Source organism: Bariatricus sp. HCP28S3_F11, from assembly GCF_052065395.1.
GTDB lineage: Bacteria > Bacillota > Clostridia > Lachnospirales > Lachnospiraceae > Allocoprococcus.
This window is the reverse complement of sequence record NZ_JBQHUC010000006.1, coordinates 85,358-105,866: the sequence shown is the minus strand read 5'-3', so window position 1 is coordinate 105,866 and position 20,509 is coordinate 85,358. Positions and strand designations below refer to the sequence as shown.

18 protein-coding genes, 2 tRNA genes, 3 pseudogenes and 1 riboswitch are annotated in these 20,509 nt (G+C 44.2%); of the genes and pseudogenes, 2 read left to right on the top strand and 21 right to left on the bottom strand.

Annotation, left to right across the window (positions count from 1 at the left end):
• Positions 1 to 190: 190 nt before the first annotated feature.
• Positions 191 to 378, bottom strand: a riboswitch (cobalamin riboswitch).
• 149 nt (positions 379 to 527) lie between these two features.
• From ACTNBR_RS04825 to ACTNBR_RS04765, 13 genes and pseudogenes are all read right to left on the bottom strand, one after another.
• Positions 528 to 740, bottom strand: a complete 213-nt coding sequence (locus ACTNBR_RS04825; protein ID WP_427818924.1) for a PTS ascorbate transporter subunit IIC — start codon at positions 738 to 740, stop codon at positions 528 to 530.
• Between the two features lie 7 nt (positions 741 to 747).
• A pseudogene (locus ACTNBR_RS04820) lies at positions 748 to 1,407 on the bottom strand (SPFH domain-containing protein); the annotation flags it as partial.
• Between the two features lie 145 nt (positions 1,408 to 1,552).
• Positions 1,553 to 2,398 (bottom strand): YitT family protein, encoded by an 846-nt coding sequence (locus ACTNBR_RS04815; RefSeq protein WP_427818922.1) that lies wholly within the window; start codon positions 2,396 to 2,398, stop codon positions 1,553 to 1,555.
• 48 nt (positions 2,399 to 2,446) lie between these two features.
• Positions 2,447 to 3,232, bottom strand: coding sequence for an ABC transporter permease subunit (locus ACTNBR_RS04810; RefSeq protein ID WP_441016558.1), 786 nt, complete (start codon positions 3,230 to 3,232; stop codon positions 2,447 to 2,449).
• Complete coding sequence (locus ACTNBR_RS04805; protein WP_427806330.1) at positions 3,232 to 4,110, bottom strand: ATP-binding cassette domain-containing protein; 879 nt, start codon at positions 4,108 to 4,110, stop codon at positions 3,232 to 3,234. The genes ACTNBR_RS04810 and ACTNBR_RS04805 overlap by 1 nt, the downstream gene beginning before the upstream one ends.
• The gene (locus ACTNBR_RS04800; RefSeq protein WP_427806329.1) at positions 4,097 to 4,729 is read right to left on the bottom strand and encodes a TetR/AcrR family transcriptional regulator; all 633 of its coding nucleotides are present in this window, start codon (positions 4,727 to 4,729) and stop codon (positions 4,097 to 4,099) included. Before ACTNBR_RS04800 ends, ACTNBR_RS04805 begins: the two co-directional genes overlap by 14 nt.
• An 83-nt stretch (positions 4,730 to 4,812) precedes the next feature.
• Positions 4,813 to 5,079: pseudogene (locus ACTNBR_RS04795) on the bottom strand (tRNA threonylcarbamoyladenosine dehydratase); the annotation flags it as partial.
• 72 nt (positions 5,080 to 5,151) lie between these two features.
• Positions 5,152 to 5,472, bottom strand: a complete 321-nt coding sequence (locus ACTNBR_RS04790) for a branched-chain amino acid transporter permease (protein WP_441016561.1) — start codon at positions 5,470 to 5,472, stop codon at positions 5,152 to 5,154.
• On the bottom strand, positions 5,469 to 6,149 hold the full coding sequence (locus tag ACTNBR_RS04785) for an AzlC family ABC transporter permease (RefSeq protein WP_441042675.1): 681 nt from the start codon (positions 6,147 to 6,149) through the stop codon (positions 5,469 to 5,471). Before ACTNBR_RS04785 ends, ACTNBR_RS04790 begins: the two co-directional genes overlap by 4 nt.
• A gap of 110 nt (positions 6,150 to 6,259) precedes the next feature.
• Positions 6,260 to 7,043, bottom strand: a pseudogene (locus ACTNBR_RS04780) (trans-sulfuration enzyme family protein); the annotation flags it as partial.
• A 367-nt stretch (positions 7,044 to 7,410) separates the two neighbouring features.
• Positions 7,411 to 7,484 (bottom strand) — tRNA-Pro (locus tag ACTNBR_RS04775).
• A gap of 54 nt (positions 7,485 to 7,538) precedes the next feature.
• A tRNA-Gln gene (locus tag ACTNBR_RS04770) sits at positions 7,539 to 7,609 on the bottom strand.
• Between the two features lie 133 nt (positions 7,610 to 7,742).
• Positions 7,743 to 9,062, bottom strand: coding sequence for an MATE family efflux transporter (locus tag ACTNBR_RS04765; RefSeq protein WP_427818917.1), 1,320 nt, complete (start codon positions 9,060 to 9,062; stop codon positions 7,743 to 7,745).
• A 123-nt stretch (positions 9,063 to 9,185) separates the two neighbouring features.
• Here ACTNBR_RS04765 and ACTNBR_RS04760 point away from each other — a divergent pair, with 123 nt between their 5' ends.
• Positions 9,186 to 10,013 carry a MerR family transcriptional regulator gene (locus tag ACTNBR_RS04760; protein WP_427818916.1) on the top strand — a complete coding sequence of 276 codons (828 nt, stop codon included), beginning with the start codon at positions 9,186 to 9,188 and terminating at the stop codon, positions 10,011 to 10,013.
• Positions 10,014 to 10,389: 376 nt separating this feature from the next.
• On the opposite strand, the gene ACTNBR_RS04755 is transcribed toward ACTNBR_RS04760, so the two are convergent.
• Genes ACTNBR_RS04755 through glnA form a run of 4 tightly spaced genes read right to left on the bottom strand, consistent with a single transcriptional unit; the run spans position 10,390 to position 14,405 of the window.
• On the bottom strand, positions 10,390 to 11,604 hold the full coding sequence (locus ACTNBR_RS04755; protein WP_441016566.1) for an LL-diaminopimelate aminotransferase: 1,215 nt from the start codon (positions 11,602 to 11,604) through the stop codon (positions 10,390 to 10,392).
• A gap of 15 nt (positions 11,605 to 11,619) precedes the next feature.
• Positions 11,620 to 12,447 carry a diaminopimelate epimerase gene (gene dapF, locus ACTNBR_RS04750; RefSeq protein ID WP_441016569.1) on the bottom strand — a complete coding sequence of 276 codons (828 nt, stop codon included), beginning with the start codon at positions 12,445 to 12,447 and terminating at the stop codon, positions 11,620 to 11,622.
• Positions 12,448 to 12,471: 24 nt separating this feature from the next.
• The gene (locus tag ACTNBR_RS04745; RefSeq protein WP_427806320.1) at positions 12,472 to 13,020 is read right to left on the bottom strand and encodes an ANTAR domain-containing response regulator; all 549 of its coding nucleotides are present in this window, start codon (positions 13,018 to 13,020) and stop codon (positions 12,472 to 12,474) included.
• Between the two features lie 53 nt (positions 13,021 to 13,073).
• Entirely contained in the window at positions 13,074 to 14,405 is a 1,332-nt protein-coding gene (gene glnA, locus ACTNBR_RS04740) for a type I glutamate--ammonia ligase (protein ID WP_427818913.1), read from the bottom strand.
• 354 nt (positions 14,406 to 14,759) lie between these two features.
• Here glnA and ACTNBR_RS04735 point away from each other — a divergent pair, with 354 nt between their 5' ends.
• A complete protein-coding gene (locus ACTNBR_RS04735) occupies positions 14,760 to 15,710 on the top strand; it encodes a dipeptidase (RefSeq protein WP_441016572.1) in 951 nt (316 codons plus the stop codon).
• A gap of 68 nt (positions 15,711 to 15,778) precedes the next feature.
• Here ACTNBR_RS04735 and bilR read toward each other — a convergent pair whose 3' ends face one another.
• The 4 genes from bilR to ACTNBR_RS04715 form a co-directional block, all read right to left on the bottom strand.
• Entirely contained in the window at positions 15,779 to 17,803 is a 2,025-nt protein-coding gene (bilR, locus tag ACTNBR_RS04730; protein WP_441016575.1) for a bilirubin reductase, long form, read from the bottom strand.
• A gap of 187 nt (positions 17,804 to 17,990) precedes the next feature.
• Positions 17,991 to 18,980 carry a phosphate acetyltransferase gene (pta, locus tag ACTNBR_RS04725; RefSeq protein ID WP_441016578.1) on the bottom strand — a complete coding sequence of 330 codons (990 nt, stop codon included), beginning with the start codon at positions 18,978 to 18,980 and terminating at the stop codon, positions 17,991 to 17,993.
• Positions 18,981 to 19,259: 279 nt separating this feature from the next.
• Positions 19,260 to 19,826: a chromate transporter gene (locus ACTNBR_RS04720; protein WP_427806314.1), complete on the bottom strand. Its 567-nt coding sequence runs from the start codon at positions 19,824 to 19,826 to the stop codon at positions 19,260 to 19,262.
• Positions 19,823 to 20,440, bottom strand: a complete 618-nt coding sequence (locus ACTNBR_RS04715; RefSeq protein ID WP_441016581.1) for a chromate transporter — start codon at positions 20,438 to 20,440, stop codon at positions 19,823 to 19,825. Before ACTNBR_RS04715 ends, ACTNBR_RS04720 begins: the two co-directional genes overlap by 4 nt.
• Positions 20,441 to 20,509 lie beyond the last annotated feature (69 nt).

The window sequence follows — 20,509 nt, the reverse complement described above, 5'->3', positions numbered from 1 at the left end:
TCTCCCGATAATGCGTACAACAAAAAAGAGGTGCCTTTCCCATATCGCCGGTAAAAGGCACACTTCATAATAACATACGCAAACAGCACTCTCTCCAAAACAGCCAGTCTTTCACCGGTGCCTGATGATGAGAATGTGGAATATGACTCTTATCGGTTGCGACCAGTTACTCGTGGCCTGTGGGTTCTTCCCACTCCGTTTTTTGCAGGCAGGTCTCCTGACTTACGGATCCAGATCCAAGGCCGCCTTCCCAATTGCTCAGTGACATTCCTGGCCTTGCACTCCCCGTTTACAGTGACGAGTTCGTACAGGACTTCCACCTGTTTCCCTTTTAATCAGACAGCTAATGCTGTCTGAACCTGACGAACATACCTTATCACAACCCGCCTGAAATGTAAAGCCTGCTTCTTCGTTTTCCCCGATTCCAAATTCAATCGCTGCATGTTCATCTATTTCGGCCGGACCACTCCGGGCGACAACTCCTGCACATAACATAAAAAGACGGCTCATCACCGCCTTTTTATGTATTATTCTTCTTTCTCCGGAAGATCGATCTGTGGACGCACATGCAATTCCTTCGAAATATATTTGCCATCCTTTCGATGCTGCTTCACACATTCAGTCAGTAAAAATTCAATCTGCCCGTTCAGTGAACGGAAATCATCTTCAGCCCAGGCTGCGAGGGCATCGTACAGTTTTGGTGATACCCGAAGCGGTATCTGTTTTTTCGTTTCTGCCATATTAGTAAAGACTTCCTTCATCCGCGACACCGTCTCCTGTGGTATCTACATTCGGAGATACATCGTAAGGATACAGCCGCACAATATTACGGAGCGCACTATCGCACTGCAGAGAAAGGTATTCCTTATAGTTGTCTACATTAAAAACTGCTTTTGCCGTGTCCACCACCCGCCATGTAACGGCAATTCCGATCTCCACCGGGTTGCCGAGGCAGTCATTGATCTTCTGACGGTTGTTATTCAGTGTCATAACCTTCAGAGAGATCTTCTTATTCACCGTCTCCACAGCCTGTCCCGCCTGTGGCTGTGTGAAAATTACAGACCTCTTGGACTGGCTGTCCACGTCTCCGCTCTGGTTCAGCTTTGTCTTCGCAGCCGGATTCACACCTACACAGAACGGATTCACAAAATAGAAACCAGGCTCTTTCAGCGTACCGACATAATTTCCGAAAAGAGTAAGCACAAGCGCTTCCTGTGGTTTCAGTGTCTTAAGACCTAAAAACAAAATCCAGCCAAGTGCCAGCCAGATACTGCAAAGGACCACAAGGATCCAGTATTCGTATTCGATTCCAAAGATCAGTCCTAACGTTGCGAGTACATACAGAGCAATGGTCAGAAGCAGTACCGGCATTCCGTTCTTCCTATTGTTTAATGTGATTTCCTTCATGAGTTCCCCCTCCTTTATTTTGATATCAAAATGATATCATATTTATTTCATATGTGCAATATAATTTTGAAAAGAAAATAGATTTTGGATTAAAAAACAAAAGCCGGTGAAATGTGGATTCACACAAATCACTGGCTTTGATTTCTCAATACACTTTCGGTTTATATCTCATGTCATGTACCGAATACACCGTCATAAATGCATCCGGATCCTTTTCATTCATGAATCTCATCAGCTTCTGATATTCATGTTTGTCTACAATTGCAATGATCTCCCGGCGCTTTTCAAGCGTATACGCCCCAATCGCTTCATAGATCGTTGCACCGCTGTGCAGATCGTTCAGAATAAAATCCCGCACCAATTCTTCCTTCTGGGATACAATGCACACTCTTTTCTTTTCGTTCTGCCCGAAAATAAAGTAATCCACCACGATCCCGTTAAAATACGTACCGATCACACTCAGTACAACCGTCTTTGAGTCATAAACAAATGCAGCAGAAAGTGCCACACACATCCCGGCAAGGGACATCGCCTTCCCCAACTCCATATGCAGGAATTTGTTCATGATTTTCGCAACAATGTCCAGTCCTCCTGATGACGCATTGCGGTTAAACAAAATACTGAGTCCCACACTCACCAGCAGGATATAGGCGAGTACATCAAGTGCCTGATCTCCGGTCAGCGACTGATTATTTGGCAGAAGCGCTTCCAGAATCCCCATAAATACCGGAAGCATGATGGATGTATACACGGTCTTATATCCGAATTCCGGCCCGCACAGGATAAATCCGATGATCAGCAATCCTACATTCAGGATCATGGTGATCGCTGAAATCGAAAGCGGGATAAAATTCGATAACACGATAGCCAGACCTGAAATACTGCTGACCGCTGTATGGCTCGGAATCAGGAAGAAAAATACTGCTGCTGCGATGATCGCAACCGCACCTGTAAGGATAGCCATCTCTTTGAACACACCTTGTTTTTTCATGATAACCTCCAAAATATATTTCTTCCATTATCATAGCACAAATTGTGTCTATTGAATATCCTTCCTGCAATATTTCCAATATCCCAGAACAACACAAATGACAGCCACAGCCATCCCGATCAAAATCATTTTCCCATCCAGACAGCCATTTTCCACAATGTCCGCGCTCTCGGCATAGCCAAATGGTGTGATATATTTTAAGAATTCTGCGCTTTCGGAAATATTAGCCACAATGTTCAGGAAATACATCACAGTCGCAATTCCCAGTCCGATTCCGATTCCGCTTTTTCTGATAAATGCTGAAATTCCAAAGCATATACCTGCCAGTTCCAGCTGCACCAGGAAAAATGCAAGATGGATCAGCGAAATTTCTTTCCACATGATCTCTTCTCCGATTCCTTTAATGGAAGCAACCGACAGCGCAAAGATGATCGCATTCAGAATCACGATCTGAATAAGAACAGAAATCAGCTTTTCACTGACAACCCGGCTTCTGCTGACCGGATGTGTAAGCAGAAATTCTGCGGTTCTTTCTTTTTCTTCCTTTGCCAGAACCCCGACTGCAACAAAAGAGGCAAAAAATGCTCCGCCTAATCCCAGAATATTTCCACACTCAACAGAATAGAATCCGATCAGAGTACCAAAATTCAAACGATCCATGCCAAAAGCTGCTGTAAATGCTCCCATGGAAGCGAATATGTCGCTGACACCTTCCATTTCACCTTTCATTTCAGGATACAGCAGCACACAGATTACAATAAAAAAACCGATCGACACCGTCCATATCGCAAGTGCTTTCCAGCCTTGTTTTAATTCATACTTTGTTAACGTCATTACTGCTCCCCTCCATCCTCATAGTAATGCATAAATATTTCTTCCAGATCCGGCTCTGCGACCGAAAGATCCGTGATATCACTGCCTGCAAGTATCTGGAGAAGTCGTTTGATATCTCCACTATAAAGAAAACTAGATACGCCGTCTGTTTCCTGAAGATCACGTACACCATCCAATCCCTGAAGTGAGATTGCTCCATGAATCGTGATGCGTTTTGCATTGGTGCGGGACAATGCTTCCACACTGTCGCAGGCAATCATACGTCCTTCCCGAATAATTGCCGCTCTCGTACAATTTCTCTGAATCTCTGACAGCACATGGCTGGACAGGAAAATGGTTGTACCCTGTTCATTTTTCTCTCTCAAGACAGAGAAGAATTCCCTCTGCATGAGCGGATCCAGACCACTGGTCGGTTCATCGAGAATCAATAACTTCGGATTATGCTGCAGCGCCGCAACGATCGCAACTTTTTTCCTGTTCCCGAAAGACAGCTCTTCCACTTTCCGGCTCGTATCAAGCTGCAGCCGGTCACATAATTCTGCCGATGCTTTCGCACAGTCTGTCTTCCTCAGATCCGCAGACAACTTCAAAATATCTTTGACCTTCATCCCCTGATAAAATACTGCTTCCGAAGGCAAGTATCCCACTTCAGACAGAATCTGATTTCTATCCTTCCCTATATCCATTCCCAGTATTTTAGCCTGCCCCGAAGTCGGATGGATCAGTCCCAGAAGCGTTCGGATCGTGGTAGACTTCCCCGCCCCGTTCGGTCCGATAAATCCGAAAAACTCTCCTTCTTCTACCGACAGATTCAACTTAATAATCCCTCTTGCTTTACCATAATATTTGGTCAGATCCGTTGTTTCAATTGCCTTCATCGTGTTCCCCCTCTTTTCGTAAATAAATAGATTTCCAGAAATCCACCATTTTCAGGAAATCCCGCTCCATCATGTCCACATCGTACTTCTCATCCTGAATCTTTTCCCAGATATATCCTTCCGAAGCCCAGTACATATCGTTATACATCATTTCGATGTCTATGCCGGGGACAAACTGACTGGAGTCAAAGTTCAGTTGTTTGACATTCTGTTTAAAATCGGCATATTTTGCGATGCTTTTCTGGATATCCGCCCTGACCTCCGGGTCCTTCTCGTAATACACCTTGAGCGTAAATTTCCCAATTTCCGGATACCTCCGCATGATACGTACTTTCGCCTGCGTTCCTTTGTACATAGCTTCAAACAGATCCTTCTGCTCATAACATCCACTTTTCGTCAGTTCTTCAATCGTGAGCTGCGCACAATTCTCCCACAGGAACAAATACAGCTCTTTTTTATTATGAAAATAATAGAATAATAAAGACTTGCTGATTCCGGCTGCATCCGCAATCTCGCTCATTGGACTTTTCTTATAAGAATTTTCCGAAAACACCCGATAGCCGGCGTTGATGATCGCTTCCTGCTTTTCTATCGGAAGGGAAAAGAATTTCTCGTTCATGGCGTTCCTCCTTGGCTTCTCCGATTATTGACCGGTCCGGTTAATTACTATTATATACGATTGACCGATTTTGAGAAGGCCCAATTTATTTCCAGAATCCGGTCTTTCATTATATCTGCTTTATATTTTCCTACTGTTTTTCTTGTGGCGATGTTCTGACGATTCAGGTTCGTCAGACAGATTTTATCATCATCGATCAGGTCAAAAGCTCCCACGCCACTCCTTACCAGCGCTTCGCACACATATCCTCCCACACCTCCGATTCCGAATACTGCCACTTTCGCCCCCGCAAGTCGTTTCATTGCTTCTTCTCCCAACAGTAACTGTGTCCTTGAAAATTGATTTATCATTGGCTTGTCCCCTCAAATATAATTTTACAGATTTGCGACAAATATGCAGCATTTTAATCCTCCTACGATTCTCTACATCGAACACAACAACATGTTACATACCGTCCCTGATACGATTGAAAATAATGTATTATGTTTCCACTTGTAGCTAATCACCGTCACCACTGCCGCAATCAGTTCCGGTACTCCGGTCCCTCTCCAGTCTGTCACTGCACTTTTCAGACAATACACAATCAATACCGCCATAATTGCAGAAGGCAGGATTTTTCCAAGATAGACCAGTTCTTCCGGCATCTTTCTTCCATCGCGGAAAGCCACGAACGGCAGAGCGCGAAGTGAGAATGTTATAACGGCAGATACCAGAATTGCAAGAATAATCTCATTTTTATTCACTCTCCACTCCTCCGTTTACGTACAACCAGTAGCATGCCCGATATAATAAGTAATGAGGGAAGTATAAAATTCCTCTCTCCGATTGTAATCAGACAAATCAATGCCACTGCCAGACCCGCCAGAGCAGGCAGATGGTTATCCGCCTTCTCCCACTGGTCTATAAAGATGATAATAAATAAGGCCGTCATGCAAAAATCAATCCCTTTCAGATCAAACGGAATCACCTGCCCCAGGATTCCCCCCGTAACAGCGCCAATCATCCAGTAACATCGGGAGAGCAATACAATCAGAAACATGGTATCTTCTTTTTCTTTCCCTTTTGAGTCAAGAGTTAGGTTAACCGCATAAGTCTCGTCTGTCATGGTGTGGATCATATACAACATTTTCTTCCCCATTCCTCTGAATTCATCCACAAATGTCAGACTATAGAATACTTGCCGGCTATTCATCAAAAAAGCCATCAATGCGATGGTAAGAATAGAAGCGCCACTGCTCAAAAAAGTAATCAGAAGGAACTGAAACGCCCCTGTATACACCGTCATACTGATGAACAATGAGTAATACCATTTAAATCCTGCCTCTTCCATCATGATTCCATACGCCATACTGACAAGCAGATAACTGAACATGATTGGTATGGACTTTATAAATGCATTTTTCAGGATTTCTTTTCTCAATTTAACACTTTCCCTCTCTCTTTTAATGTTACTTATCTTCACAATATTCCCCGAATCCGTTCAAGGCATTCCGTGATTATTTTTCTTGGAGCTGCAACATTTATCCTCTGAAATCCTCTTGCCTGCTTCTTCATAATCTCATAGCCGGGATGTTCCGGCAGACCGGGATAATACACGTTTTTCACACAACTTTGTTTCTTCAGCCAAGCAGCTATTTGAATTGCATTTTCCTGTGATTTCTCCATACGTATTCCAAGTGTTTTAATTTCTCTCAGAAGCAACCAGCTATCAAAAGGCGAAAGCCCTGCCCCTGTAGTCTTTATAATAAAACGAAGTCTCTCCTGTATTTCTTCGTTGTTCGTTATAACAAATCCTGCAAGTGTATCATTATGTCCTCCCAGAAACTTTGTCCCGCTGTGTATTACAATATCAGCTCCAAGTTCCAATGGGTTTTGAAAATATGGTGACAAGAATGTGTTATCCACAATCAACAATAAATGATGTTTCTTCGCTATTCCGGCAATGTAAGATATATCTGAAACATTCATCATCGGATTCGTAGGCGTTTCTATATATATGGCCTTCGTGTTTTCCCGAATGGCCCCCTCTTCATCTTCATTAGAACAATCCAGAAATGTAAATTCATAATGATTCTTTTTAGAGACATTATCAAACAGTCGAATGCTCCCACCATACAGATCTGATTCGACAACCAAATGATCACCGGGCTCAAACAGCTCCATCAATAGTGTAATCGTATCCCGTACTTTTCCCAACACCCGGGTGTACGTAGGTTGATGTCTGATATATCGGATAACTTATCGCTCCATAGTTTTCTGATTTCCCTTCTGTTTCTTTTAAATGAAGACATCTTGTATTGATCCCTCTGTCCATACTTTCCTCTCTCCTAAAAGTCATTTTTTCATATTTTCTGTAAGGTCTTATCATTTTTTTACCATTCCAATGGATATAAGTTTACCATATATAAATGTCACTGCCTAATCCAGATATATTATTACGATATATAGGAATAAACTATAGCAAAGCAGCAGCATGAAGAAACTCTCTTCCTCATGCTGCTGCTTTGTGGTAAGTGGTGAACCCCACCTTTATTCATTTTCTTTTTTCATGAGATCATTCTCTCATGGAGTGGAACTTCGATATAAAATCATGCCAATGGGCGCTGGTCGTGGCAAAAGAAACGTCCCTACTATCTAAAAAACCACAAAACCTGCGTCTTCAAGTTTTGTAGTTTAAAAAATCGGAGTGACAAGATTTGAACTTGCGACCTCTACGTCCCGAACGTAGCGCTCTACCAAGCTGAGCCACACTCCGATGTGTTTCGGATATTCTTTTCAGAATATCCGGTTTCCTTATTCAATTAAGGAGCTACGGATAGAGGACTCGAACCTCTACTAACAGAGTCAGAGTCTGCTGTGCTGCCATTACACCAATCCGCATTATCTGGTGTTTGTTAGCCGCTCTCATCAGCGAACAATGTTATTATACCAGAACTCCCATGAAATGCAACCCTTTTTTTTATTTTTTTTAAAGAAAGTTTTCTTGTGTTTTTTCTTTCTTTTTTCAGACATTTCACATCTGCTTTTTTCTGTACCAGTTCAGCATTCCAAGGGCCAGAATCAGGCAAACTGTTTCTGCCAAAAGCGGTGACCACCAGATTCCTTCTCCGCCGAACACAGCCGTCAGAATCACCAGACTTCCCACCAACGCAACCAGACTCCTCGTCAATGATATTGCCGCTGCAAATCCTGCCTTTTCGATCGATGTAAAATACCCGCCAATCACTACATTATATCCCGCCAGCAGAAAGGACAGGATAAAAACGCGAAACACTCGCACAGTATACGCTATGAGCTGCGGATTGTCGTTTTCCAGGAATACTTTTACAATTCCTTCTGCTCCCAGATAGCAGCCTGCCGTTGATACACCCGAAAATACCATAGCCGCCACAATCCCGTATTTCAGAAGCTTCTGATACTTTTTCCGCTCCCCTTTACCATAATAATAGCTGATCAGCGGCTGTGTTCCCTGAGCGATTCCGGTCATTGACATCACCACAATCGTATTCACGTAGGAAATGATCGTATAACTTACCAAGGCTTCTTCTCCGATAAATGCCAGTATGGCCTGGTTAAAGAAGAAGATGATCATTCCACCCGAAAACTCCGTAATGCCGGACGCGAACCCATTCTGTATCTGACGCCATATAACCGCAAAGCTGAACCGGAATCCGGCAAAGCGGATCGTTCCTTTGGGCCCGAGGAAATGCTTTAGATACAGTACAATGACAGCAGCCTGAGAAAGGCCTGTTGCCCAAGCTGCTCCCCGTACGCCCTGGTTCCATCGTATTACCATAAGATAATCCAGAATGCAGTTTAGAACTGCACCGCTGGTAACATAAATCGTAGCCAGCTTCGGATACCCATCTGTCTTGATCAGAGTTTCAAAAGAATACGAAAGCATGTACGCAATCGCAAATGGCGCGATTGTACCAATATATTCCTTCGCATAGGGAAGAATCGTATCCGTTGCCCCCAGGAATCTTGCAAATGGTTCCAGAAAAATCAGAACCAGCGCTGTTACAATTACCGCCAGCACACAGAGAACCACTATGTTCTGGGTAAACACCTGATTCGCCCTCTCTTTTTCCCCCTTTCCCAAAGATATTGCAACGATTGTAGAATTTCCTACAGCAAATAACAACGAAATTGAAAATAATCCTACCGAAAATGGCATGGATATATTGACTGCCGTAAGCGCCACTTCCGAAACTCCTCGTGCAACAAAGATTCCGTCCACCATCGTATATAAAGAGAATACACACTGTGCGATAATCGACGGAATGATAAATTTCAAAAAATCTGTCTTTAACGACTTGCCTTCCAATTGCATAAAACAAAAACCTCTACTTTCATACGCTTCCTTTTCAGATTAAACCTTGGTATAATACTAAGGTCAACCCGTTTTTGCAAAATGTTTTAATTTTTTTTCTGTTCTCAATAAAAGGAGTCACTTATGAAACAATACTATACGATCGGTGAAATTTCAAAGATTTATCAGATTGGTACAGATTCTCTGCGTTATTATGAAAAACTTGGAATTTTATCTCCCAGAAGAGGGGCAAATGGATACCGGATCTACGGTCTTGATGATCTTTGGAAACTGAACGTCATACGCGATCTGCGCCGTTTAGACTTTCCGATGGAAAAGATCCGGAATTATATGCAGAACCGGAGTATCGAGTCCACCCGAACGCTCCTGGAGGAAGAATTAGGGCTCATAGAAGAACATATGAAGGCTCTGGAAAAACTGAAAGAAAATGTTTCCGAACGGTTATCCACCTTGGAAAAAGCTACCCGCCAGCCACTTGACACCGTAATACTTAAACATTTTCCCAAGCGTAAATGCCATATTCTCAACCACCTTTACCATACGGACGAAGAAATGGATATGCTCATCAAGCAACTGATGAATAAGGATAAAAATCACCTGTACATTATTGGCAATAATCGAATCGGCTCATTTCTTCCTCTTGAAGATGCAACCCAAAATCGTTTCGGAAACTATGCCGGGGTATTCATTATTGATCCGAACGGAACGGATGAACTGGACGAAGGGGACTATCTCTCCGTCTGTTATCAGGGCAATTCTCACCAACACAAGTCTTATTTTCCTATGATACAAGAATATGCTGATAAACACCATCTGATTTTATCCGGTGATCTTCTTGAGTTTTTATGGATTGACATTCACCAGTCCGCGAATTACGGGGAACACATTACGGAATTACAGATAAAAGCAGAAGCCTCCAAAAATACAGAGCGTGCCTGCAGCAAATTGTAACCAAATGTCAAAAGCGCAAATTACTCTCTACCTTCACGTATCGGTGAATCAAAAAGTAATTTGCGCTCATATATTTTAACAATTCGAAGTTCAGCCCTGAAGTATCATTCACTGTCTCTGTTTCCCTGTGGCGCCCGTTCTCCATTCAGATCGGTTTCTGTTCTGGCAAATACTTCTCAGTAACCCTCGTCTTTTTTGTCTGTCCTTTTCCATAATTGGATCTCCTTTCCTTTTTGCCCCTTGCATGCACAGTAAAACATATGCCGCATCTCGCACATTAACAGAGTAAATATATCAAGTGACAGATAAAAACACATAAATTCTATGTAATATTATTGTAAAATGTGGCCAGGGGTACGTCCCCTGACCACTCTTACTAAATACTCTGAATTCTCTTAATTGCTTCCAGTGTGTTTTCATAGCTTCCGAATGCGGTCAGACGGAAATATCCTTCTCCGCTCGGTCCGAATCCGGATCCCGGTGTGCCTACCACATTCGCTTTCTCAAGCAGGTAATCGAAGAACTCCCATGAAGTCATATTGTCCGGTGTCTTCAGCCAGATGTACGGGGAATTCACTGCTCCGGATACGGTGTATCCTGCATTTTTCAGTCCTTCAAAAATCGTCTTTGCATTCTTCTGATAGTATGCAATCTGCTCTTTCAGCTGTGCCTTGCCCGCTTCTGAATAAACAGCCTCGCCGGCTTTCTGTACGATATATGGAGCGCCATTGTACTTGGTCCCATGTCTTCTTGCCCAGAGAGAGTGCAGCATCACATCACCGCATTTCAGATCTTTCGGAATAACGGTTGCACCCAGACGGACTCCGGTGAATCCTGCATTCTTCGAGAAGCTGCGGAGTTCGATCGCGCAGGTTCTTGCACCTTCGCATTCATAAATGCTGTGTGGTACATTTTCTTCTGTAATATATGCTTCATAAGCTGCGTCGTAAATGATCACAGCTCCGACTTTATTTGCATAATCAACCCATTTCTGCAGTTCGTCTTTGGTGATCGTTGCTCCGGTCGGATTATTCGGGAAACACAGGTAAATGATATCCGGTGTCTTTTCCGGAAGTTCCGGTGCAAATCCGGTCTCAGCCGTACACGGCATATAGATCACATCACTCCAGGTTCCGGTAGCTGCGTCGTATGTACCGGTACGTCCTGCCATTACATTGGTGTCTACATAAACCGGGTAAACCGGGTCGCATACTGCAATCTTGCAATCCGGTCCGAAGATTTCCTGAATGTTTCCGGAATCGCATTTTGCGCCATCGGAAATGAAGATTTCATCCGATGCGATATCACATCCGCGTGCCTGGAAATCATTCTTTGCAATCGCGCTTCTCAGGAATTCATAGCCAAGGTCCGGCGCATAACCGTGAAAAGTCTCAGCGTGTGCCATCTCGTCTACCGCACTGTGAAGTGCTTCAATGATCGCCGGTGCAAGTGGCTGGGTAACATCACCGATTCCCAGACGGATGATGGATGCGTCCGGATTTGCAGCCTGAAACGCGGCTACTTTCTTAGCAATATTGGAAAACAGATAGCTTCCCGGTAATTTCAGATAATTTTCATTTACTTTGTACATTGATATCTTCTCCTTTTATAAACTTCCGTCAAACACCCGCTCTGCAGGTCCTGTCATATACACATGATTGACCTTGCGGTCCCATCTGACGGCTAATTCTCCTCCTAATAATTTAACTGTAACTTTCTCATCTGTCAAGTCATTCAATACGGATGCAACACAGGCGGCACAGGCTCCCGTACCACAGGCAAGCGTCTCTCCCGAACCCCTTTCCCAGATTCTCATGGCAATCGTTTTTCGATCAATCACCTGACAAAACTCTGCATTGATCCGATCCGGAAACCTAGGATGGAACTCAAACGCCGGTCCCAGCTCCTCCACCGGGAAATCCTTCACATGATCCACATAGACAACTGCGTGTGGATTCCCCATGGAAATCCCCGTAATCCGGTATTCCTCTCCCTTCACCGTGATCGGTTCATTCAGTACAAGATCTCGCTCGCACAAAATCGGGATGCAATGGGTATTCAGTCTGGGGGTTCCCATATCCACGCAGACTGCCTCCACCTCACCTTCCTCAATCTGAAGCGCCAGATTACGTATACCGCAGTCCGTCTCGATCGTAAGTGCTGTCTTTGTCGTCATTCCACACTCATACACGTATTTTGCGAGACAGCGGATCCCGTTTCCACACATTTTTGCAGCGGAACCGTCCGCATTGTAAATCTCCATTTTAAAATCAGCCTTCACGGAAGGTTTCACCAGTATCAATCCGTCCGATCCAATTCCAAAATGTCTGTCACTGATTCTTTTTGCTAATTCTGATGGTTCTGTTATCTTTTCTCTGAAGCAATTCACAAATACATAGTCGTTTCCAAGTCCATGCATCTTCGTAAAATTCATAGATCGCTTCGCTCCTGCCAACTCCTATTCTGCCATAATACTAAGTACCATCTGAGCGGTCTCCACCATATTCGTTCCGCTGTCCATACTGCATTTCTGCAGATAGCGGTGTGCTTCTTCCTCTGTCATATGATTTCGCTCCATCAGAAGCTCTTTTGCCTGCTTCACTAATGCCTGCTGCTTCGGGTTTCTGTTCTTCAGGTCGGCCTTACGTTTCTTTCTGCGCCGCTCCATCGTGCGCATCAGCATTTCCATCGTATTTACAAGATCAAATACTTTGATGGGCGTCCCAAGGCCGATCACACCCGGAATCCGGCCATCATGCCATTTATCCGGTGACGCAACCAGCAGCATCTCAAATGTCTCCGGCAGATATTCTCTTAATTCAGTATATAGCATATCCGATAATTTATACCCGCAAACTATAATCCCGTCATCGAGATCATCTGCATATTGGATCGCCTGCGCACCGGTCGTACAGACCGCCATCACACTAAATCCGTTTCGTACCAGTATATTTCGAATATTCGTCGCATTTTCCTTCTTGGGAAATACAACAACAATACTACTCACTATACCAGCCTCCTCACTCTTTTCGCCTATTCAATGCTACTTGGTAAGGAGGTCTAATATTTCTGAAGATACTCATTCATTTCCCATTCTGAAACTTGGCTGCGGTATCTGTCATACTCTGCTTTTTTGGCTTTGATGAATTTCTGGGAAAGTTCCTCTCCAAGTACCTTCTGGATAAAAGCATCTTTCTCAAATTCTTCTACCGCTTCCATAAGGCTGCCCGGGAGACATTCAATGCCAAGCGCCTTTTTCTCCTCTTCATTCAATTCAAAAATATTCTGACTGATTTCTTTTGGAGGAAGAATTTTTTCACGGATTCCCTCCATTCCTGCTGCCAGACAAACCGCAAGTGCAAGATATGGATTTGCAGATGCATCCGGGCTTCGCAGCTCGATTCGTTTACCGCTCCTTCTGGATTCCGGAATCCGGATCAGCGGTGTTCTATTATTTGCCGACCACGCAATATAAGTAGGTGCTTCATATCCGGGTACAAGACGTTTGTAAGAATTTACCAGAGGATTCGTGATAAATGTAATCGCCTTGATATGCTTCATGAGTCCGCCGATGAAATAATAAGCTTCCTGGCTCAGACCATGTTCATCATTTTCATCCGAGAAAATATTCTCTCCATCTCTGGAAAGTGACATATTCAGGTGCATTCCGGAACCATTGATTCCGTATTTCGGTTTTGGCATAAAGGTCGCATGTAATCCGTGACGTTTGGCAATTGTTTTCACAACCATCCGGAACGTAACCATATTATCCGCAGTTTCAAGCGCTTCCTCGTATTTCAGATCGATCTCATGCTGCGCCGGTGCCATTTCATGATGGGATGCCTCAATCTCTATTCCCATATCCTCCAGTGTGAGCACCATATCCCTTCTCGCATTTTCTCCCAGATCGAGTGGCCCAAGATCAAAATATCCCGCCTTCTCATGCGTTGTTGTCGTCGGTGTTCCATCATCATCCTGATGGAAAAGGAAAAATTCAAATTCAGGTCCGACTACAAACTGATATCCCATTTCTTCGGTTTCCCGAATTACATTTTCCAGAACCTGGCGTGGGTCGCTCTCGTACGCTGTTCCGTCCGGACGGTAGATATCACAGATAAATCTTGCCACTTTTCCCTGCTGCGGCCGCCATGGGAAAATGGTAAATGTATTCAGGTCCGGCCGAAGATACATGTCTGATTCTTCGATCCGCGAAAATCCTTCAATTGAAGATCCGTCAAACATGCATTCATTATTCAATGCTCTTTCAAGCTGTCCTGTAGTGATCGCCACATTTTTCAATGTACCGTAAATGTCAGTAAACTGCAGACGGATAAATCCGACATCTTCTTCTTCCACCAGACGCAGAATATCTTTTCTTGTATAATTTCTCATAATTATGTATTCCTCCATACTGAAAAACAGACTGCATTTTGATAATACTAAACTCTCTGATATTGAAAAAAGGGCGCTCTTTCCCTATCAGAAAACGCCCTTGTTTATTCTATTATATTAAACCACGCTTTCGATTGTCAACGTGGCATTGTGACGAAGTTTTGGAATTATTTTTCAAATTCCTCTACACATACACCATTCCTTATTCCCCTTTCCGTTTTCCTGATCGGTATCTAACCGTATTATACCAGTTTCGCACTATATATTGCAATTTCATTTTACAAGCCATTCTTCATAAAGTATACTAAATACAGTATATGGACATTTATTCTGAATAGAAAGAAGGATTTGATTATGAACTACATTGACCTCCACTGTGATACACTCTATCGTCTCTACACGCAGGAAGACACGCTTCCGGATGAAACCCCGTGGGAAAACCGCGGACACATTGATCTTTCCAGACTACATAAGACCGGCGCTCTGGCTCAGTTCTTTGCCTGCTTTATCAACCGGAAGCAGACTCCGATAAGTGAAAGCCATTACACAGATGCATTACAGATGATCCGTCTTCTAAAAAGTAGCGCCGACAGACACGCTGAGGTATCCTGCGCCTTTTCTTTTGATGATTATCTGCGCAACAAATCCGCCGGAAAGCTTTCCTGTTTTCTCACAGTAGAAGAAGGCGGTATTCTGGAAAATGACATGAGCCGTCTGTACACGCTTTACGAGGAAGGAATACGCCTGATCACCCTGACGTGGAACTATGAAAATGAACTGGGATTTCCTCATAACATGTCTTCCCAAAGCGGAACCGGTCTGAAGCCTTTCGGTCTGGAGGTGATTGGAGAAATGGAACGGCTCGGTATGTTGATCGATGTATCGCATCTTTCCGATGCCGGTTTTGAAGATGTGTATCAGAATACTAATAAGCCGTTTGTTGCCAGTCACTCCTGCTGCCGCGCTCTCTGCGGACATTCCCGGAATCTGACCGACCGGATGATCCGAATGATCGGAGAACGTCAGGGACTGGTGGGTGTGAATTTCTATGGTACATTTCTGCAGGATAGCGGGATCTGCAGCGCCGAAGTGATTGCTGAACATCTGCGCCACATTGTAAATGTAGGAGGCATTGATATTGCTGCTCTTGGAAGTGATTTCGACGGAATGAGCTGTGAAATGGAACTTGCCGGATGTCAGGATATGCCGCTTCTTCTTCCGGCTCTCGAGAAGGCGGGCTTTACTTCCGGTGAAATCGGCGCAATCTGTTATAAGAATGCAGAGCGGGTATTGAAAAATATATAGCATAGGATGTATTTTTTATTATTTTTACACAATTAGGGGCGATTGTAATGTCGCCCCTAATCTTCTCATTAAATACCATTTGCAGCCGCATATCCCGAACGAACTGCTTCTGCAATGCTTGCCGTTCTATCTCCGGAACAATCTCCTACATAATAAACCGGTACAGTAACACCTTCTGTATCCAACTCATTTTTCTTGGATCCCACTGCCATAATGATCGTATCGCAGTTTATGGAGATTTCTTTCCCTTCCTTTGTATCCGTAGCAAGAATCGTCTTTCCTTCGTTGACGATACGGTTGACTTTTGTATTGACATACTGTTTTACATCATGCTGTGCAAAATCTTTCATGATAATCGGAAGAATGGTGGATGATTCTCCATTTGCAATCTGATCCAGCATTTCAATCACCGATACCTGACAGCCTTTCTCCAGTACATATTCTGCAGTCTCCGTTCCGACAAGACCGCCGCCGATGATAGCACAGTGGCCTTTGACTTCTGCTTTTCCACTCAAAACATCCCACGAAGATACGACGTTTTCACTGTCTGTTCCCGGCACCGGAAGGATGAAATCATGTGCACCGACTGCCACGATCACAGCATCTGCACCATTCATAATCTCTTTGCTGCATTCTGTATTCAGATGGATCGTTACCCCAAGTTCCGGCAAAATTCTCTCAAAATATTCAACGGAACGAAGGATCTCGCTCTTTCTCGGCGGTACCGCTGCAAGATGGATCTGTCCTCCGATATGATCCGCTTTCTCATAAACGTCTACCTGATGTCCGCGAACTGCTGCCACACGTGCCGCTTCCAGTCCGGCAATACCTGCTCCGACAATCACAACATGCTTCTTCTCTTCTGCAGGTTTAATGAAAATGGTTGCCTCGTCTCCATTTTCCGCATTAAGTACACAGGAAATATAACGGCGATTCTGGATTGCATCTACGCATCCCTTATTACAGTTCAGGCATTCACGGATCGGTTCATCCTTCTCAATCTTAATCGCAATATCCGGATCACAGAGCAGGGATCTTCCGTAGCTGATCATATCTGCTTCGCCATTTGCAAGAATCTCCTCTCCATTTTTCACATTTACTACTCGTCCTACCGTTGCAACCGGAATCGATACCACTTCTTTCACTTTCTTTGCAATCGGAAGGGTCCAGTTATATGGAACGGTTCCCATAGAAGGAATGGTATCGCCCATATTTCCGGTATGATTTGCCTGAGCGACCTGGATCATATCCACTCCTGCTGCTTCCAGTCTCTTTGCAAATTCAATACCTTCCGCCTCATAAAGTCCGCCTTTTCCACGGTCACTTCCATCCGCGTTGATTGTGATGAACGGGAGCTTATATTCCACCATCAGAGACGGTGCCGCTTCTTTGATTGCCGCAACCACTTCCAATGCATAGCGAATACGGTTCTCAAATACACCTCCGTATTCATCGGTTCTGTGATTCAGAACGGTAGAGCACAAGGAACCCAGCAGACGGTCTCCGTGAACCTCGATCGCATCCACTCCGGCCTCAGCCGCTCTTCTTGCGGATGCTGCAATGGATTTCTTGATCTCTTCCAACTGTTCTACAGTCGCTTCCGAAACAAAATGCTGCATGTCATGATGCAGTTTCGCATAGGCATCATTGCGGAGCTGTCCCGCTTCCTTCATCTTAACTCCGAAAGCCTCCATGTCCCCCTGTGCTTTGGCAGCTTCAGCCTCTTTCATTGCCATCATGGAACCCTGGATCATCTTTCCTACACCCGGCACATCGTATTCCGGATGGAATAGCTGCAATGCAAGCTTACAATCATATACGTGCATTGCATCTGCCAGTTTTCTGAATGCCGGAATCTGACGGTCATCAAACAGCTTCGGCGTCGGCGATGCAGTATTGACCGGAGCTACATCTCCGATCACGACATAAGAAGCTCCCCCTTTTGCCAGTCTTTCATAAAAATGAAAACTCCGCTCCCCGATCGATCCGTCCCGCTCTTCATATCCGGTAGTAAGCGGCGGGAACATGATACGGTTCTTTAATGTCAGATTTCCTACTTTTAATGGCTGCAGTAATAATGACTCTTTACTCATTTTCTACCTCTTTTCTAGACTTGTATTTCAGAGAATCTTTGTTTATATTTTAACATGTTCATCTGTGTTACGCTATCACTATTAGAAAATATAATAACAGAGTATAATACCATTGTTTGGAATCCCAGTAGAAGAAAAGCTCCCTTTCCTCATCAGAAAGAGAGCTCGATTCACGTACTTTTGAAAATTAAGCAAGTGCGGCTGTCAAGATGGCCATTACGTAAACTTCGTCTGCGTTACATCCGCGGGACAGGTCATTGATCGGGGCATTCAGTCCGAGAAGGATCGGTCCGTATGCATCAAATCCGCCGAGGCGCTGCGCAATCTTGTATCCGATATTTCCTGCATTGATATCCGGGAAAATAAATACGTTTGCATGTCCTGCCACTTTGCTGTCCGGACATTTTGTCTGAGCTACGCGTGGTGAAACAGCAGCGTCAAACTGTAATTCTCCGTCGATTGCAAGATCCGGGAACTGTTCTTTTGCTTTTGCTGTAGCATTGCGCATCTTGTCTACATCTTCTCCCTTTCCGGATCCGAGTGTAGAGTAGCTTAAGAATGCAACTTTCGGATCGATGCCGAATAATTTACTGCATGCAGCGGTCTCACCGGCGATTTCAACCAGATCATCTTCGGTCGGTTTCAGGTTGATCGCGCAGTCTCCCATTGCAAGTATCTCATTCTCTCCGTCTGCTGTCGGACGCGCAAGAATGAAGCATGAAGAAACGATCTTGTTGCCCGGTTTTGTCTTGATAACCTGAAGAGCCGGACGAACGGTATCAGCTGTAGAGTAGGTTGCTCCTCCAAGAAGAGAATCAGCAAGTCCCATCTTAACCAGCATGGTTCCGAAGTAGTTTGCATGGCTTAATACTTCTTTTGCCTGCTCCGGTGTCACGCCTTTTTTCTTACGAAGTTCACAGAACAGTTCAACCATCTCATCGAATTTATCAAAGTTATCCGGATCAACGATCTCTGCTCCGGTGATATCAAATCCGAATTTTTCAGCAGCGGCTTTTACTTCTTCAACTTTTCCAACCAGAACAGGTGTGAGGAAACCGTCTTTCAGTAAACGAGAAGCTGCTTCCAGAATTCTTTCATCTGTTCCTTCGGTAAATACGATCTTTTTCGGATCTGCTTTCAATTTTGCCATCATAGGCTCGAAAATATTCTTTGCCATTATTTCTTCCTCCTTGAGAAAACATTTACAATTCTTTTTCTTATACTGTATCACTTTTTTGGGGGAATGGGAATGGGGAAATGGGATTGTATCGAAAATTATCCACAACCAGGTGTCTCACAAGACCCGCTTTTGCTCGGGGGAAAACGCCGCGGTACTAAATGCCAGGGCGCCGCTTATGCGGCTGCTGCCATTAAGTGCCGGCGTTTTCCACGGTCTTGTGAGACACCTGGTTGTTCCGGTATATTGACTGACGGGACGGGTGACTGGCTGACGCGGTCACCTGATTCCCCATATTATGATTCCCAGGATCGCAGAACATAGAATGATCCACATTGGAGAAATCTTTTTCTTCAACAGATATTTAAAGATAAAAAGAACAGCTCCGAGAATGACCGTGACGATGACAGAACGTATGTCTGCCGCCACATTTTCCTCCAACCGGATGCAGTTTCCCAGGATCATGGTTACTCCTGTTGCGAGGATGATTCCGATGACGCAGGGCTTCAGGCCTCCGATGACGGCTTGTACACAGCCATGATTCCATACTCTCTTTAAGGCAGCTACAAACAGCAGAATAATCACAAATGCAGGGAGAACGACTGCAAATGTTGCCAAAACTGCTCCCGATATACCAGCCTGGCTGAGGCCGATATAGGTCGCAAGATTCACCATGATCGGACCAGGCGTGCTTTCGCTGACGGCAATCATATAGGTCAGCGTTTCTTCACTGAGCCAGCCATGCGTCAGAACAACGTCACGTATCAGAGAAATCGCACCATATGCACCTCCGAAAGAAAAACATCCCACTTTCAAGAATGCCAGGAAAAGCTCAAGATAAATCATTTTTCTCTTTTCTCCTTTCCATGGCGTATCACATTGATCTGATAAAGCGCAAGACTGAAAATTGCCGCAATAATCATCAGGCTGATCGAAGAAAAGTTCCAGGAGAATATCTGGATCAGAAACATGGCCGCAAACGACACGAGCATGATTCCCTGCGTGATCCTGTCTTTATTCATCTTGCGTATCATCATGACTGCCGCATCCAGAATGATGATTCCGACTGCAGCCTTGATTCCTTTGAATGCATTTGCGATAATTTTGATTTCCAAAAACTGGTTCAGAAACATGGATATCAGATAAATGATGAAAAATGAAGGGAGAACGACTCCGACTGTTGCGGCAAGGGCTCCTGATAGTCCCGCCTGCTGATATCCCACAAAGGTTGCACAGTTTATTGCAATCGGTCCGGGTGTTGATTCTGCTATGATTGTCACATACATCATTTCATCGTGCGTAATCCAATGCTTCTTTTCTACACACTGTTCCTCGATCAGTGCAAGCATCGCAAGACCGCCGCCAAAAGTGAATAAGCCTATTTTAAAAAAGGACAAAAACAGGTCCGGAATAATGCTTCCCGGAATCTTCTTATCATTGCATTCATTCAGACTGTTCATTCTTTACCTCATTTCTAATGTCTCTTTTCTGTGATATCGTTTTCTCTGTTATTTTACCAATCAACTTCC